Raw genomic sequence first — 15,330 nt, 5'->3', positions numbered from 1 at the left:
GGCCACGACGGCCACGTCGCCATGCTGCTGGCGGCGGCGCAGCACTTTGCCAAACACCGCAACTTCGACGGCACGGTCTACCTGATCTTCCAGCCGGCCGAAGAAGGCGGTGGTGGCGCGCGCGAGATGATCCAGGACGGGCTGTTCGAGCAGTTCCCGGTGGAAGCCGTGTTCGGCATGCACAACTGGCCCGGCATGGCGGTGGGCAGCTTTGCCGCCAGCCCGGGGCCGGTGATGGCGTCGAGCAACGAGTTCCACATCGTCATCCGCGGCAAGGGTTCACACGCCGCGCTGCCGCACAACGGCATCGACCCGGTGCCGGTGGCCTGCCAGATGGTGCAGGCCTTTCAGACCATCATCACGCGCAACAAGAAGCCGGTGGATGCGGGTGTGATCTCGGTCACCATGATCCACACCGGCGAAGCCACCAACGTGGTGCCCGACAGCTGCGAGATCCAGGGCACGGTGCGCACCTTCACCTTCGAGGTGCTGGACCTGATCGAACGCCGCATGCGCGAGATTGCAGAGCACACCTGCGCCGCCTTCGGTGCCACGGTGGAGTTCAAGTTCCACCGGAACTACCCACCCACGGTGAACCACCCGGCCGAGACCGCTTTCGCGCGTGAGGTGATGGCCGAGATCGTGGGCGCCGACCGCGTGATGGAGCAGGAGCCCACCATGGGCGCCGAAGACTTCTCGTACATGCTGCAGGCGCGCCCCGGCTGCTACGTGTTCATTGCCAACGGCGACGGCGACCACCGCGAGATGGGCCACGGCGGCGGCCCCTGCACGCTGCACAACCCGAGCTACGACTTCAACGACGACCTGATTCCGCTGGGCGCCACCTTCTGGGTGCGGCTGGCCGAGAAGTGGCTGGGCCAGGCCCGCACCGGAGCCGCGGCTTGATCGCGCCCCAGGCCGGCTTCTCTTCGTCGTACGCCCAGGCCCGCGTGCGTTTTCTCGAAGGCGCTGCCGCGGCCGGCATGGCCATCAGCAGCCACAACCACCCCTTGGCCGGCCGCGATGGTGAAACGCTGGCGATGGACGTGGCGCTCGATGGATCACCCGATGCCGAGCGCCTGCTGATCGTCAGCAGCGCCTGCCACGGTGCCGAGGGCTATTGCGGCTCCGGCGTGCAGGTGTTCGCCACGCACGATGAGGAATGGCGCGCACACGCGCGTGATGCCGGCGTGGCGGTGCTCTACATCCACGCGCTCAACCCGCACGGTTTCTCGTGGGTGCGCCGCGTGACGCAGGAAAACGTCGACCTCAACCGCAACTTCCAGGACTTTGGCCAGCCGCTGCCGCAGAACCCCGCCTACGCCGAGCTGCACGACCTGCTGCTGCCGGCGCAATGGCCGCCCACAGCCGACAACGTGGCGGCGATCCAGGCCTATGTGCAAGCGCACGGCATCGCGCGTTATCAGGCCGCGGTGACGCAAGGCCAGCACGCCTTTGCCGACGGCATGTTCTTCGGCGGCACCGCTCCCACCTGGAGCAACCAGACCCTGCGCGAGGTGCTGCGCCGGCATGGCCGCAAGGCCCGGCGGCTGGCCTGGATCGATTTGCACACGGGGCTTGGACCGCCCGGGCTGGGTGAGCGCATCTTCGCCTGCGCCGACGACGCCGCCGCGCTGCAACGCGCGCGCCGCTGGTGGGACGGCGGTGGCAAGACACCCGTGACCTCGTTCTACGACGGCTCCTCCACCTCGGCCCGCCTCACCGGCCTGATGTGGAGCGTGGCCTACGCCGAATGCCCGCAGGCCGAGTACACCGGCATTGCGATGGAGTACGGCACCGTGCCCATCACCGAGCTCATCGACGCGCTGCGCGGCGAACACTGGCTGCACCTGCATCCCGAGGCGCCCGCGGAACTGCGCGAGGCCATCAAGGCGCGCATGCTGGCCGCGTTCTATGTCGACACCGATGAGTGGAAGGCGCAGATCGTGGTGCAGGCGCGCCAGTCCATGTTCCAGGCGGTGGACGGCTTGTCGGCACCGGACTGAGCCGGCGCCCGCCCGCGCGGGCGGGCGGGCCTCAGCTCTCCAGCGACACGCGCGCCGCGGCCTGGTAGAGGCGCTCCATCGTGTCCAGCGGCGTCAGCGCGGTGGCGCGCTCCAGCAGGTGGTTGGCCTGCGGCAGGCTGTTCGGGCCTTCGAGCATCACCAGGCCGTAGGCGCACTCGGTCAGCGTGACGATGGAGTCGGGCTGCAAGGCCATGGCGCGCTGGTACAGGGCCAGGCCCTGGGCCTTGTCGGCGCCATAGGTCATGCCGCCGACCATGCTGCCCACCTTGTCGATCACCTCGGCGTGGTAGCTGGCCATGGTGAGCAACGCGTTCACATGCTGCGGCGAGCGCGCGAGCACGGCCTCCAGCGCATGGCGGATGCGCACGCCCAGGCCCAGGGTGAGCGCCTTGGCCACGCTGATGCCCTGGCTGTAGCGGCCCAGCGCATAGGCCTGCCAGTACCAGGCACCCAGGTTCTCGGGTTGGCGTTGCTGCAGGTCTTCGGCGCGCGCCGCGATCTGCAGCAGCAGATCTTGCCGGGGCTGTTCGTGCGGCTCGATGTAGGTGGCGTAGATGCAGCCGGCCTTGTTGGCCACGTTCACGCCCGCGTCTCCGAGGGCCAGGCCGGCTTCGGAGGCGCGCTGGAACTCGCCGTTGTGGAACAGCAGCCAGGCCTGCAGCAGCGCGTCTTGCTCTGGCCAGGGTTCGGCATCGCCGTGGTGCAGCCGTGTCCAGGCCTGGTGCAGGCGCTCGGCGTTCCAGTGGTCCTGGCCGGCGAAGGGGGTGGGGGTCCAGTCCGCCATGGTGGTGGGTTCTCGCGGGATGCTCAGGCCGGTGCCCCGTAGGCGCCGGAGAGCGCCAACAGGTGTTGCCGTTGCGAAGGTTCGAGGTAGGGCGCGAGCAGGTTGAGCACATGCTGCGCGCCGCGCAGCAAGGCCTGCTGTGCGTTGTCGGGCTCGAGCGCGTGGCGCGGGTCGCGCACGTACTCGAAGCTCAGCCAGTAGGTCAGCACCACCACCATGCTGGTGGCGGTGGGTTCGATTTCGCGCGCATCGATCTGCACCGCGCCGTGCCGGCCCATGCCGTCGAGCAACTGGCGGATCGCGCGCGATTTGTTCTTCAGCACCGCCTGGAAACGCGTCTCCAGCAGGCGGTTCTTGGACAGCAGGTCGTTGAGGTCGCGGTAGAGAAAACGGTACTCCCAGATGATCTCGAACAGCGAGTGCAGGAAGAACCAGGCGTCTTCCACGTTGCGCACGCCTTCGCCCGCGCCCAGCAACTCGCCGAGCGCGCGCTCGTAGCGCTCGAACAGCGAGTTGATCAGCTCGTCCTTGGCCGGGTAGTGGTAGTACAGGTTGCCGGGGCTGATGCCGAGCTCGGCCGAGATCAGGGTGGTGGAGACGTTGGGCTCACCAAAGCGGTTGAACAGCTCCAGCGTCGCCTCGAGGATGCGTTCGGCGGTGCGGCGTGGGGCTTTCTTGGCCATGCGTGTTGTTCAGCGGGTGGGCGCGGCGGCGGGGCCGAGCCGCCGCTGCAGCTCGTCCAGCGTGGCGTGCAGGCGGGAGGCCACGCGCGTGTGCGGCAGCGGTGTGCCGCGCCGGCCGAGCAGCTGGCGGTCCGGGTCGCGCAGCATGGCCAGGTCGAGCGTGATGCCGTGGCGTGCCAGTTGCGGCACCAGCGTGTCCTGGCGGGCCAGCAGCATCTGGCGCGTCAGTTGGTAGGCGTGTTCGGCGATCTCGCGGCGTTGCCGGTAGCTGAAGGTGTTGGCGAAGAACAGCGTGGCGTCGCGCTGGTCGGGTTCGATCAGCACGATGTCGGTGCTGGGGTAGGCACGCTCGTAGTGCTTGAGACCCAGCGCCAGGCGCGAATGGATCATCGAGCGCAAGGTCTGGCTCATCACCGCGGGCAGGCCGCCCTCGACCAGCGAGGGAATGCGGCGCCCGTCCTGCAGGCTGGGGTCGGTGTGGAAGGGCACCAGCGGGTTCAGGCACAGCAGCAGGTCGGTGCCCTCGTCCAGCGCCACGGTGGCGTGCAGGGTTTTCTTGAGCGCGCCGTCCACGTAATGCCGGCCGCCGATGGCCACCGGCGGGAACAGGCCGGGCAGGGCGGCGCTGGCCTGAATGGCGCGCGAGATCGGCACGTGGTCCCAGCCGGGGCGGCCGAAGGGCGCGGCCTCGCCGGTGTCGAGCTGCGTGGCCACCAGGGTCAGGCGCGCGCGCAGTTCGCGGAAGTCGTTGCTGCGCCCGGGCTGGCTGAACAGCCGCTGGATCTGCCGGTGGATGCTCTCGTTGTCGAGCAAGCCGGTGGGCAGGGCCGCGCCCACGCGCTCGAAGGCCTGGGTGAGGGGTTTGCCCTGTGCGGTCCAGGCCCAGAGCGCGCCGCCCAGCAGGCCGGGCAGGCGCTGCAGGCGGTCACCGAACTCGCCCCAGGCCGGCTTGAGCAACCAGGCCGGGTCGAAGTGGTCGGCATCGTCGGGGCGGTCTTCGATGAAGGCTTCGCAGAGCTGGCGCGGGCGGATGCCGTTGGCCAGGCCGGCTGCGATGAAGCCGCCGGCGGAGACGCCGACGTAGTGCTCGCAGTCATTGAGGTCCAGGCCGTGCAGCGCTTCGTCCAGCGCGCACAGGGCGCCGATTTCGTAGATGGCTCCGAGCGGTCCGCCACCGGCCAGCGCCAGTGCGATGCGCGGGCGGCGCGCTGCCGGCTTGGCTGAGCGGGTAGGGGCGGTGCGCGACGGCGTCATGCGTTCGAGTGTAGACCGCGCGCCCGCTCGAGAGTGCTGCGTTGCAGCATCCGGCGCGCACGCAAAAAGGGGGCGTCAAGCGCCCCCTGCGTTGCCAAGCCGTTGCCGGCCCGCATGGCTCAGGCGGCCTTGCTGCGGCGCACCGCCTTCTTGGCCGGGGCGGCCTTTTTGGCGGGCGCGGCCTTCTTCGCCGGGGCGGCCTTGCGTGCTGCGGTCTTGCGCGCGGCGGTCTTGGTGGCGGGAGCCTTGGCGGCCTTGCCGCCGCTCAGGCCCTGCACCTGGCGGTTCAGAGCGTCGATGCGTTCGATCAGCGCCTGCACGTCGCGTGCCGAGGGCACACCCAGCTTGTTCAGCGCCTTGGCCACGCGCTCTTCAAAGATGTTTTCCAGCTTGTCCCACTGGCCGGCGGCCTTGGACGAGATGTCGGTGGCCATGCTGCTCACGCGGTTGGTGGCTTCGGAGATGCGCTCTTCGGCCACGGCCTGCGTCTTGCGCTGGATGGACAGGCCGTCCTTCACCAGCGAGTCGAAGGCCTTGCTGCCTTCTTCCTGTGCCTTGGCGAACGCGCCCAGGCCGGCCAGCCAGATCTGCTGCGCCGAATCCTTGATGGCGCCCGACAGTGGAGAGTTGAAGGCGGCTGCGCTGGACTTGGCGGTGTTGCCGGCTTTCTGGACTTTCTTGACCATGGAAGACTCCTGAAGTGATGTGGGTGAAGCGGGTGAATGTGGAGAGAGGGGGCGGCCAGGCGGCCACGACTGGCGCACTGTACGGCGCGCGCGTCCGGGCTGTGTAGGGGCGCAAGACTAAACCGCCCGCACCGTGGGGCCCGGGTGACGCGGGTTTTTGCGGAAGGCGGGCGCTGTGGTCCTGGTGAAGAATGGCGCACTGCCTCGCCCCGCCGTGTTTCCATACCCACCACCACAGGAGCCCCTCATGCATTACTTCGTCACCGGAGCCACCGGCTTCATCGGCAAACGTCTGGTCGCCAAGCTGCTGGAGCGAAAAGGGTCGGTGGTGCATTTCCTGATCCGGCGCGAGAGCGAGGGCAAGGTGGCGGCCCTGCGCGAACATTGGGGCGTGAGCGCCTCGCGTGTGCTGCCGGTGTTCGGTGACCTGACGGAGAAGAAGCTGGGTGTGTCGGCCGATGAGGTGAAGGCGCTCAAGGGCCAGATCGACCACTTCTTCCACCTCGCGGCGGTGTACGACCTGGAGGCCGATGCCGAGAGCCAGATCGCGGTGAACGTGGATGGCACGCGCCACACGGTGGAGTTTGCCAAGGCCATCGGCGCCGGCCACTTCCACCATGTGTCCTCCATCGCCGCCGCGGGCCTGTACGAGGGCGTGTTCCGCGAGGACATGTTCGAGGAGGCCGAGAACATCGACCACCCCTACTTCATGACCAAGCACGAGAGCGAGAAAATCGTGCGCACCGAATGCAAGCTGCCGTGGAGCGTGTACCGCCCGGCCGCGGTGGTGGGCGATTCGCAGACCGGCGAGATGGACAAGATCGACGGGCCGTATTACTTCTTCAAGCTGATCCAGCGCCTGCGCCAGATCCTGCCGCCGTGGATGCCCAGCGTCGGGCTGGAGGGTGGCCGCATCAACATCGTGCCGGTGGATTTCGTGGTCGATGCGCTCGACCACATCGCGCACCAGAAGCGCGCCAGCGGCGCCTGCTTCCACCTGGTCGACCCGATGGGCTACCGCGTCGGCGACGTGCTCGACATCCTGAGCAAGGCCGCGCACGCGCCGAAGATGAACCTGTTCGTCAACGCCGCGCTGATGGGCTTCATTCCGAAGAGCGTGAAGAAGGGCCTGATGGCGCTGGCGCCGGTGCGCCGGGTCTACAAGGCCATCATGCAGGACCTCGGCTTGCCCGAGGACATGATGACCTTCGTCAACTACCCGACACGCTTCGACTGCCGCGACACCCTGGCTGCGCTCAAGGGCAGCGGCATCGCCTGCCCCAACTTCAAGGACTACGCCTGGCGCCTGTGGGACTACTGGGAGCGCCACCTCGACCCCGACCTGCACATCGACCGCAGCCTCAAAGGCACGGTGGCCGGCAAAGTGGTGCTGGTCACTGGCGGCAGCTCGGGCATCGGCCTGGCGGCGGCGCACAAGTTCGCCGAGGCCGGCGCGGTCACCATCATCTGCGGGCGCGACCAGGACAAGCTCGACGAGGCCTGCAAGGAAGCGCAGGACAAGGGTTACCAGTTCATCGCCTATCCGGCCGACATCGCCGACATGGCCGATGCCGACCGTTTCGTGCAGTTGCTCATCCAGAACCACGGCGGTGTGGATTTCCTCATCAACAACGCCGGCCGTTCGATCCGCCGCGCCATCGAAGGCAGCTACGACCGCTTCCACGATTTCGAACGCACCATGCAGCTCAACTACTTCGGCTGCCTGCGCGTGACCATGGGCTTCCTGCCCGGCATGGTGGCCAAGCGCAAGGGCCATGTGGTGAACATCAGCTCCATCGGCGTGCTCACCAACGCACCGCGCTTCTCCGCCTATGTGGCCAGCAAGTCCGCGCTGGATGCGTGGACCCGCTGCGCCAGCAGCGAGTTCGCCGACCAGGGCATCACCTTCACCACCATCAACATGCCGCTGGTGCGCACGCCGATGATCGCGCCAACGCAGATCTACAAGAACGTGCCCACGCTGGCGCCCGAAGAGGCGGCGGACATGATCGCGCAGGCCTGCATCTTCAAGCCGGTGCGCATCGCCACCCGCCTGGGCGTCACCGGCCAGGTGATGCACGCGCTGGTGCCGCGCGTGGCGCAGATCGTGATGAACACCAGCTTCCGCATGTTCCCGGACTCGGCGGCGGCCAAGGGCGAGAAGGGCGCCAAGCCGCAGCTCTCGGCCGAAGCGGTGGCGATGCAGCAGATGATGCGCGGCATCCACTTTTAACCACCCCCGCCGCGCATCGCGCGACCCCCTTGCAGGGGGCAACAGCTGCGGCCCGGCAAAGCCGGTTCCGCGCTGTTTCTGGACTCGGGGCTTGCTGGCGGGGCGCGTCATGCGCCGGCCCTAGAATTTCCCTTTTCCCCGCTTAGCAGGAACCCGCATGACCGAGCCCACCGACATCACCTCCATTGCCCCGCGCGACAAGGCCGAAATCCTCGCGCAGGCACTGCCGTACATCCGCAAGTACCACGGCAAGACCATGGTCATCAAGTACGGCGGCAATGCCATGACCGACCCGGCGCTGCAGCAGGACTTTGCCGAAGACGTGGTGCTGCTCAAGCTGGTTGGCATCAACCCGGTGGTGGTGCACGGCGGCGGCCCGCAGATCGAGACGCTGCTCAAGCGCCTGGGCAAACAGGGCCAGTTCATCCAGGGCATGCGCGTGACCGACCCCGAGACCATGGAAGTGGTGGAGTGGGTGCTGGCCGGCGAGGTGCAGCAGGACATCGTGGGCCTGATCAACCAGGCCGGCGGCAAGGCCGTGGGCCTGACCGGGCGCGACGGCGCCATGATCCGCGCGCAGAAGCTGCGCATGGCCGACCAGAAAGACCCGAGCCTGCAGCACGACGTCGGCCAGGTGGGCGACATCGTCAGTATCGACCCCGCCGTGGTGAAGGCGCTGCAGGACGACCAGTTCATCCCCGTCGTCAGCCCGATCGGTTTTGGCGAGCAGAACGAGAGCTACAACATCAACGCCGATGTGGTGGCTGCCAAGCTGGCCACGGTGCTGCAGGCCGAGAAGCTGCTCATGCTGACCAACATCCGCGGCGTGCTCGACAAGGACATGCAGCTGCTCACCGAGCTCACGCCCCGCCGCATCGACGAGCTGGTGGAAGACGGCACCATCTCGGGCGGCATGATCCCCAAGATCGCCGGCGCACTGGACGCGGCGAAGAGCGGCGTGAACGCGGTGCACATCATCGACGGCCGCGTGCCGCACGCGCTGCTGCTCGAGGTGCTCGGCAACGAGCCCTTCGGCACCATGATCCGCTCACACTGAGGCGGTCACTCACTGCCTGAAAAGGGCTGGTGGCCACACAACAGTGGACGGCCCCTGCTGTGCGAGAATCCGCGAGGCAACATTCAGTAACGGCTCCAGGGCCGTACCGTCTGCACACACCACCCGGATCGCTCGCCCATGACCTCTACCGCCCCCGAGTCCCCTTCCCCGGAAGACCAGGCCGCCCGCGAAGCCGCCGAGGCGATCGGGGCCGCGGCAGCGCACACCGACGCGGCGGGCGGCAGCAGCGGCCGCAAACGGCCCAAGCCGGGCGAACGCCGGGTGCAGATCCTCGAAGCCCTGGCCACCATGCTGGAGCAACCCGGTGCCGAACGCATCACCACTGCCGCGCTCGCTGCCCGGCTGGACGTGAGCGAAGCCGCGCTGTACCGCCATTTCGCCAGCAAGGCGCAGATGTTCGAAGGCCTGATCGAATTCATCGAGCAGTCCATCTTCGGCCTGATCAACCAGCTCGGCGAACGTGAGCCCGATGCCAACACACGCTCGCGCAAGCTCGTCACCCTGCTGCTGCAGTTCGGTGAAAAGAACCCCGGCATGACGCGCGTGATGGTGGGCGATGCCCTGGTGTTCGAGAACGAGCGCCTGCAGCAACGCATGAACCTGTTCTTCGACAAGATCGAAGCCGCCTTGCGCCAGAACCTGCGCGAAACCTCGGTGGTGGCCGGCGCGGCCACGCCCACGGTGGACGCCCATGCCGACGCCTCGGCCATCACGGCTTTCTGCGTCGGGCGCCTGCAGCGTTTTGCGCGCAGCGGCTTCAAGCGCGTGCCGAGCGAAAGCCTGGAACACAGCCTGGCGCTGCTGCTGCCCATCGTCCGCCACTGACGGTTGCGGACGCCGCCGCGCCGTTTTAGGTCGCGGCCCCTAGACAAAACGCACACAAATCGCAGCGCGTTTGCGCACCAGCCCGGTTTTGCGGTAAAAATAGTACGACCGTTCGATTATTCGAGCGGTCGCTTTTTTCAGCCCTTCAACCAGGACCGATCGCATGAGCGTTGCGCAGACCCGCCTCCAGCCTTCCGCCACCGCCGTGCGCCGCATGGACGTGCCGGCATGAGCTCGATGCCGACGCCATCGCGGCGCGCGCGCGCCGACAGCACGGCACACAAGCCGCTGCAGAAGGGCCAGCAGACCAAGGCCGCCATCGTCGATGCCGCGCTCGGCCTGGCCACCCAGATCGGGCTCGAGGGCCTGTCCATCGGCGCCTTGGCCGAGGTCATGCAGATGAGCAAGTCGGGCGTGTTCGCCCACTTCGGCTCGCGCGAAGAGCTGCAGATTTCCGTCATCCGCGAGTACCACACGCGCTTCGAGGAAGAGGTGTTCTACCCGGCCATGGGGGCCGCGCGTGGCCTGCCGCGGCTGCGCAAGCTGTTCGACAACTGGATGAAACGCACCTCGGTCGAAATCGACTCGGGCTGCATCTACATCAGCGGCGCGGTCGAGTTCGACGACCGGCCCGGCCCGGTGCGCGATGCGCTGGCCAGCTCGGTCAACACCTGGCTCACCGCCATGCGCCGCGCGGTCGAGATCGCCATCGAAGAGGGCCACCTGGCGGCCGACACCGACGCCTCCCAGATGGCCTTTGAAATCCACGCGCAGATTCTCGCGCTGCACTACGAAGCGCGTTTCCTGCGCAGTCCCGATTCGGTGCAACGCGCCCTGCGCGCGTTCGAGGGCATCGTCGAACGCTACAGCCGCACTCCGGCCGCCGCCACGCCCGCCCGCCACACCTCAGCCGCTGCGCGCAAAGCGCAGGGCTGATCCCTTTCGCCTTTTCACAAACCCAGCACAGGAGTTCCCCATGCCCGTTTACAACCCGCCCCTGAGAGACATGCAGTTTGTGATGCACGAAGTGCTCAAGGTCACCGACGATTTCAAGGGCATGCCGCAGCATGCCGAGGTCGATGTCGACACCATCAACGCGGTGCTGGAAGAGGCCGGCAAGTTCGCCTCGCAGGTGATCTTCCCGCTCAACATCAGCGGCGACACCGAAGGCTGCACGCTCGACCAGAAGACGCACGAGGTCAAGACGCCCACCGGCTTCAAGGACGCCTACAAGACCTACGTGGAAGGCGGCTGGGCCGCGCTGTCGTGCGACCCGGCCTTTGGCGGCCAGGGCCTGCCGCTGGTGGTGAACCAGTGCTTCTACGAAATGATGAATTCGGCCAACCAGGCCTGGACCATGTACCCCGGCCTCACGCACGGCGCCTACGCCGCGCTGCACACCTACGGCACCGACGAGCAGAAGAAGACCTACCTGCCGAAGATGACCAGCGGCGAATGGACCGGCACCATGTGCCTGACCGAACCGCACTGCGGCACCGACCTGGGCCTGATGCGCACCAAGGCCGAACCGCAGGCCGACGGCACCTACAAGCTCACCGGCAACAAGATCTTCATCAGCGCCGGTGAACACGACATGGCCGAGAACATCATCCACCTGGTGCTGGCCCGCCTGCCCGACGCGCCGCCCGGCATCAAGGGCGTGAGCCTGTTCATCGTGCCCAAGTTCAACGTGAAGGCCGACGGCTCGCTGGGCGAGCGCAACGGCATCTACTGCGGCGGCCTGGAGCACAAGATGGGCATCCACGGCAACGCCACCGCGCAGATCGTGATCGACGGCGCCATCGGCACCATCGTCGGCCAGCCCAACAAGGGCATGCAGGCCATGTTCGTGATGATGAACGCGGCCCGCCTGGGCGTGGGCAACCAGTCGCTCGGCCTGACCGAAGTGGCCTACCAGAATGCCCTGGCTTACGCGAAAGACCGTATCCAGATGCGCTCGCTGACCGGCCCCAAGGCCAAGGACAAGCCGGCCGACCCGATCATCGTGCACCCCGACGTGCGCAAGATGCTGCTCACCGCCAAGGCCTACGCCGAAGGTGGCCGCGCACTGGCGATTTTCTGTTCCGTGCTGCTCGAGAAGGCGCACAACCACCCCGACGAGAAGGTGCGCAAGGACAGCGACGAGATGCTCTCGCTGCTCACGCCCATCACCAAGGCCTTCCTCACCGACAACGGCTACAACGCGGCGACGCAGTGCCAGCAGGTGTTCGGCGGCCATGGCTACATCAAGGAATGGGGCATGGAGCAGTTCGTGCGTGATGCCCGCATCAACATGATCTACGAAGGCACCAACACCATCCAGAGCCTGGACCTGCTGGGCCGCAAGGTGCTGGGCAACAACGGCGCCACGCTGAAGAAGTTTGGCAAGCTGGTCGGCGCGCTGGTGATGGAAGAGGGCGTGAACGAGAAGATGGCCGAGTTCATCAACCCGCTGGCGGTGCTGGGTGAGCAGATCACCAAATTCACCACCGAGATCGGCTTCAAGGGCCTGCAGAACGCCGACGAAGTGGGTGCCGCCGCGGTGGACTACCTGCGCGTCGCCGGCCACCTGGTGTTCGGTTACTTCTGGGCCCGCATGGCGCAGGTGGCCCTGCGCGAGATCGCCGCTGGCAACACCGACCCGTTCTACACCGCCAAGCTGCAGACCGCGCGTTTCTACTTCGCCAAGCTGTTCCCCGAGACGGCGTCGCTGATGCGGACCGCGCGCGCGGGTTCGAAAGTCCTCATGGACACCGACGCGGCTCTCGCGTGAAATGAGCTCCCCCCTGCGCCGCTTCGCGGCTTCCCTCAGGGGGGACGACACCAGCGGGCTGGCAAAGCCGGTTCCGCGGTGTCTCTGGTAGAAAACTTTTCACACCAAGGAGACTTCGATGATCAAGACAACGTTTGCTGTTTCGCTTCTTGCGCTCACTGGCCACGCGTTCGCTCAGATGTCGCCCGTGGGCCTGTGGAAGACGATCGACGACGACACGAAAAAAGAGAAGTCCCTGGTGCGCATCCAGGAAACCAACGGTGTCTACAGCGGCACCATCGAGAAGTTTCTGGATCCCGCGACCAAGGCCGATGCGGTGTGCGACAAGTGCACCGACGAACGCAAGGACAAGCCCATTCTGGGCATGACCATCCTGCGCAACCTCAAGCAGAGCACGGACGACAAGACCGTGTACGACGGCGGCGACATCGTTGACCCGAACAACGGCAAGGTCTACCGCTCGCGCCTCAAGCCGGTGGACGGCGGCAAGAAGCTGGAGATGCGCGGCTACATCGGCCCGTTCTATCGAACCCAAGTGTGGCTGCGTGTGGAATGAACACGCCCGGCAAAGCAACCATGGAAAACCAATGAACCGATTTCAAGTGAAGAAAGTCGCCGTGCTCGGCGCCGGCGTGATGGGTGCCCAGATCGCCGCGCACCTGGTCAACGTCAAGGTGCCGGTGGTGTTGTTCGACCTGCCTGCGAAGGAAGGACCGAAGAACGGCATCGTCACCCGCGCGGTGGAAGGCCTGAAGAAGCTCAAGCCTTCGCCGCTGGGCGTGGCGACCGATGCCGACCTGATCGGCCAGGCCAACTACGAAGAGCACATGGAGCAGCTGCGCGGTTGTGACCTGATCATCGAGGCCATCGCCGAGCGCATGGACTGGAAGCTCGACCTGTACCAGAAGATCGCGCCGTTCATTGCCGAACACGCCATCGTCGCGTCCAACACCTCGGGCCTGTCGATCACCAAGCTCAGCGAGGCTCTGCCCGAAGCCATCAAGCCGCGCTTCTGCGGCATCCACTTCTTCAACCCGCCGCGTTACATGACGCTGGTGGAGCTGATCGCCACGCCCACCACCGAACCGCAGATCCTCAACGACCTGGAGACCTTCGTCACCAGTGGCCTCGGCAAGGGCGTGGTGCGTGCCAAGGACACGCCCAACTTCGTGGCCAACCGCATCGGCATCGCCGGCATGCTGGCGACGATGAAAGAGGTGGAGAACTTCGGCCTCACCTATGACGTGGTCGACGACCTCACCGGCAAACGCCTGGGCCGCGCCAGCAGCGGTACCTTCCGCACCGCCGACGTGGTGGGCCTGGACACCATGGCCCATGTGGTGAAGACGCTGCAGGACAACCTGAGCCTCGACACCGACCCGTTCTACGACAGCTTCGGCACGCCGCCGGTGCTCAAGGCGCTGATCGACGCCGGCAATCTGGGCCAGAAGGCCAAGGCGGGTTTCTACAAGAAGGTGGGCCGCGACATCCTGCGCTTTGACCTGGCGAGTGGCGAGTACGTGCCCGGCGGCGAGAAGGCCGACGAGGTGTACGGCCGCATGCTCAAGCGCCCGGCCGCCGAACGCCTGAAGCTGCTGCGCAACGCCGAAGGCCCGCAGGGCCAGTTCCTCTGGGCCATCCTGCGCAACAGCTTCCACTACGCCGCCGTGCACCTGGCCACCATCGCCGAGACCGCGCGCGATGTCGACCAGGCCATGCGCTGGGGCTTCGGCATGAAGCAGGGCCCGTTTGAACTCTGGCAGGAAGCCGGCTGGCTGGAGGTGGCGAAGATGATCCAGGAGGACATCGACGCCGGCAAGGCATTGAGCAAGGCGCCGCTGCCCGAGTGGGTGTTCAAGGGCCCGGTGGCCGAGGCCGGTGGCGTGCACACGGCGCAGGGTTCGTGGAACCCGGGCAAGGGCGCGTTCGAAGGCCGCCTGCAACTGCCGGTGTTCCAGCGCCAGCATTTCCCCGAACTGCTGCTCGGCGAAGCCGGGCCGAAGTTCGAGACGGCCGGCAGCACGCTGGAAGAGAACGATTCGATCCGCCTCTGGACGCTGGACGAGCAGGTGCTCATCGCCAGCATCAAGACCAAGATGCACGCCATCAGCCCCGAGGTGTGCGAAGGCCTGATGGCGGCGGTGGACCTGGCCGAGAAGGAATACCAGGGCCTGGTGATCTGGTCGGGCGACGAGCCCTTCAGCGCCGGTGCCGACCTGCAGGCCATGCTGCCGGCCTTCATGGCCGTGGGCGTGGCCGCGATCGAAGACGCCGAAGGCTTCATGCAGCAGACCATGCTGCGCCTGCGTTATGCCAACGTGCCGGTGGTGTCCGCCGTGCGCGGCCTGGCGCTCGGCGGTGGCTGCGAAATGGCGGTGCACAGCGCGCGCCGCGTGGTGCACATGGAGAGCTACATCGGCCTGGTGGAAGTGGGTGTGGGCCTGGTGCCGGGTGCCGGCGGCCTCACCTACATCGCCCGCCGCGCGGCCGAAAACGCCGAGACCTCGACGGGCAAGGACCTGCTGCCCTTCCTCACCGAAGGCTTCACCGCCGCGGCGATGGCCAAGGTGGGCACCAGCGCCATCGAATCGCGCCAGCTCGGTTACGTGCTGCATTCCGACGTGATCGTGCCGCACAAGGACGAGCTGCTGTACGTGGCGATCAACGAAGCCAAGGGCTTGTTCAACGGCGGCTACCGTGCACCGCACAAGCGCCTGTTCCCGGTGGCCGGCCGCGACGGCAAGGCCACCATCCTGGGCAGCCTCGTCAACATGCGCGACGGTGGCTTCATCAGCCAGCACGATTTCCACATCGCTTCGCTGATCGCCAACGTGGTCACCGGCGGCGACGTGGAAGCCGGCACGCTGGTGAGCGAGGAGTATCTGATGACGCTGGAGCGCCAGGCTTTCTGCTCGCTGATCGTGCACCCGAAGACGCAGGAGCGGATTCTGGGGATGTTGAACACGGGCAAGCCGGTGCGGAACTGA

Annotated in this window: 13 protein-coding genes; 9 read left to right on the top strand and 4 right to left on the bottom strand. The window is 66.8% G+C overall.

Annotated elements, in window-relative coordinates:
- Together HPA01S_RS04620 and HPA01S_RS04615 are read left to right on the top strand one after the other, a co-directional pair.
- Positions 1-906: amidohydrolase (locus tag HPA01S_RS04620; RefSeq protein WP_066267315.1), on the top strand; the 906-nt coding region annotated here is incomplete at its 5' end.
- Positions 903-2,006 (top strand): M14 family metallopeptidase, encoded by a 1,104-nt coding sequence (locus tag HPA01S_RS04615; RefSeq protein ID WP_066267250.1) that lies wholly within the window; start codon positions 903-905, stop codon positions 2,004-2,006. The genes HPA01S_RS04620 and HPA01S_RS04615, both read left to right, overlap by 4 nt.
- A gap of 31 nt (positions 2,007-2,037) precedes the next feature.
- On the opposite strand, the gene HPA01S_RS04610 is transcribed toward HPA01S_RS04615, so the two are convergent.
- The 4 genes from HPA01S_RS04610 to HPA01S_RS04595 all read right to left on the bottom strand — a co-directional run bounded on the left by HPA01S_RS04610 (position 2,038) and on the right by HPA01S_RS04595 (position 5,434).
- On the bottom strand, positions 2,038-2,811 hold the full coding sequence (locus tag HPA01S_RS04610; RefSeq protein ID WP_066267247.1) for a hypothetical protein: 774 nt from the start codon (positions 2,809-2,811) through the stop codon (positions 2,038-2,040).
- 23 nt (positions 2,812-2,834) lie between these two features.
- Positions 2,835-3,494 carry a TetR/AcrR family transcriptional regulator gene (locus HPA01S_RS04605; protein WP_066267244.1) on the bottom strand — a complete coding sequence of 220 codons (660 nt, stop codon included), beginning with the start codon at positions 3,492-3,494 and terminating at the stop codon, positions 2,835-2,837.
- Between the two features lie 9 nt (positions 3,495-3,503).
- Positions 3,504-4,748, bottom strand: a complete 1,245-nt coding sequence (locus HPA01S_RS04600; protein ID WP_066267242.1) for a patatin-like phospholipase family protein — start codon at positions 4,746-4,748, stop codon at positions 3,504-3,506.
- A 119-nt stretch (positions 4,749-4,867) separates the two neighbouring features.
- Positions 4,868-5,434: a phasin family protein gene (locus HPA01S_RS04595; RefSeq protein WP_066267240.1), complete on the bottom strand. Its 567-nt coding sequence runs from the start codon at positions 5,432-5,434 to the stop codon at positions 4,868-4,870.
- 247 nt (positions 5,435-5,681) lie between these two features.
- Here HPA01S_RS04595 and HPA01S_RS04590 point away from each other — a divergent pair, with 247 nt between their 5' ends.
- The 7 genes from HPA01S_RS04590 (at position 5,682) to HPA01S_RS04560 (ending at position 15,330) form a co-directional block, all read left to right on the top strand.
- Positions 5,682-7,667 carry an SDR family oxidoreductase gene (locus HPA01S_RS04590; protein WP_066267237.1) on the top strand — a complete coding sequence of 662 codons (1,986 nt, stop codon included), beginning with the start codon at positions 5,682-5,684 and terminating at the stop codon, positions 7,665-7,667.
- 157 nt (positions 7,668-7,824) lie between these two features.
- On the top strand, positions 7,825-8,724 hold the full coding sequence (argB, locus tag HPA01S_RS04585) for an acetylglutamate kinase (RefSeq protein ID WP_066267234.1): 900 nt from the start codon (positions 7,825-7,827) through the stop codon (positions 8,722-8,724).
- Positions 8,725-8,862: 138 nt separating this feature from the next.
- Positions 8,863-9,570: a nucleoid occlusion factor SlmA gene (gene slmA / locus HPA01S_RS04580; protein WP_084360461.1), complete on the top strand. Its 708-nt coding sequence runs from the start codon at positions 8,863-8,865 to the stop codon at positions 9,568-9,570.
- A gap of 228 nt (positions 9,571-9,798) precedes the next feature.
- Positions 9,799-10,506: a TetR/AcrR family transcriptional regulator gene (locus HPA01S_RS04575; protein WP_066267230.1), complete on the top strand. Its 708-nt coding sequence runs from the start codon at positions 9,799-9,801 to the stop codon at positions 10,504-10,506.
- A gap of 40 nt (positions 10,507-10,546) precedes the next feature.
- Positions 10,547-12,343 carry an acyl-CoA dehydrogenase C-terminal domain-containing protein gene (locus HPA01S_RS04570; RefSeq protein ID WP_066267227.1) on the top strand — a complete coding sequence of 599 codons (1,797 nt, stop codon included), beginning with the start codon at positions 10,547-10,549 and terminating at the stop codon, positions 12,341-12,343.
- A 118-nt stretch (positions 12,344-12,461) separates the two neighbouring features.
- Positions 12,462-12,899 (top strand): DUF2147 domain-containing protein, encoded by a 438-nt coding sequence (locus tag HPA01S_RS04565; protein ID WP_066267224.1) that lies wholly within the window; start codon positions 12,462-12,464, stop codon positions 12,897-12,899.
- Positions 12,900-12,930: 31 nt separating this feature from the next.
- Complete coding sequence (locus HPA01S_RS04560; RefSeq protein ID WP_066267222.1) at positions 12,931-15,330, top strand: 3-hydroxyacyl-CoA dehydrogenase/enoyl-CoA hydratase family protein; 2,400 nt, start codon at positions 12,931-12,933, stop codon at positions 15,328-15,330.

The organism is Hydrogenophaga palleronii NBRC 102513 (genome assembly GCF_001571225.1).
Classification (GTDB): Bacteria; Pseudomonadota; Gammaproteobacteria; order Burkholderiales; family Burkholderiaceae_C; genus Hydrogenophaga; species Hydrogenophaga palleronii.
This window is presented reverse-complemented; position numbering and strand designations above follow the sequence as displayed.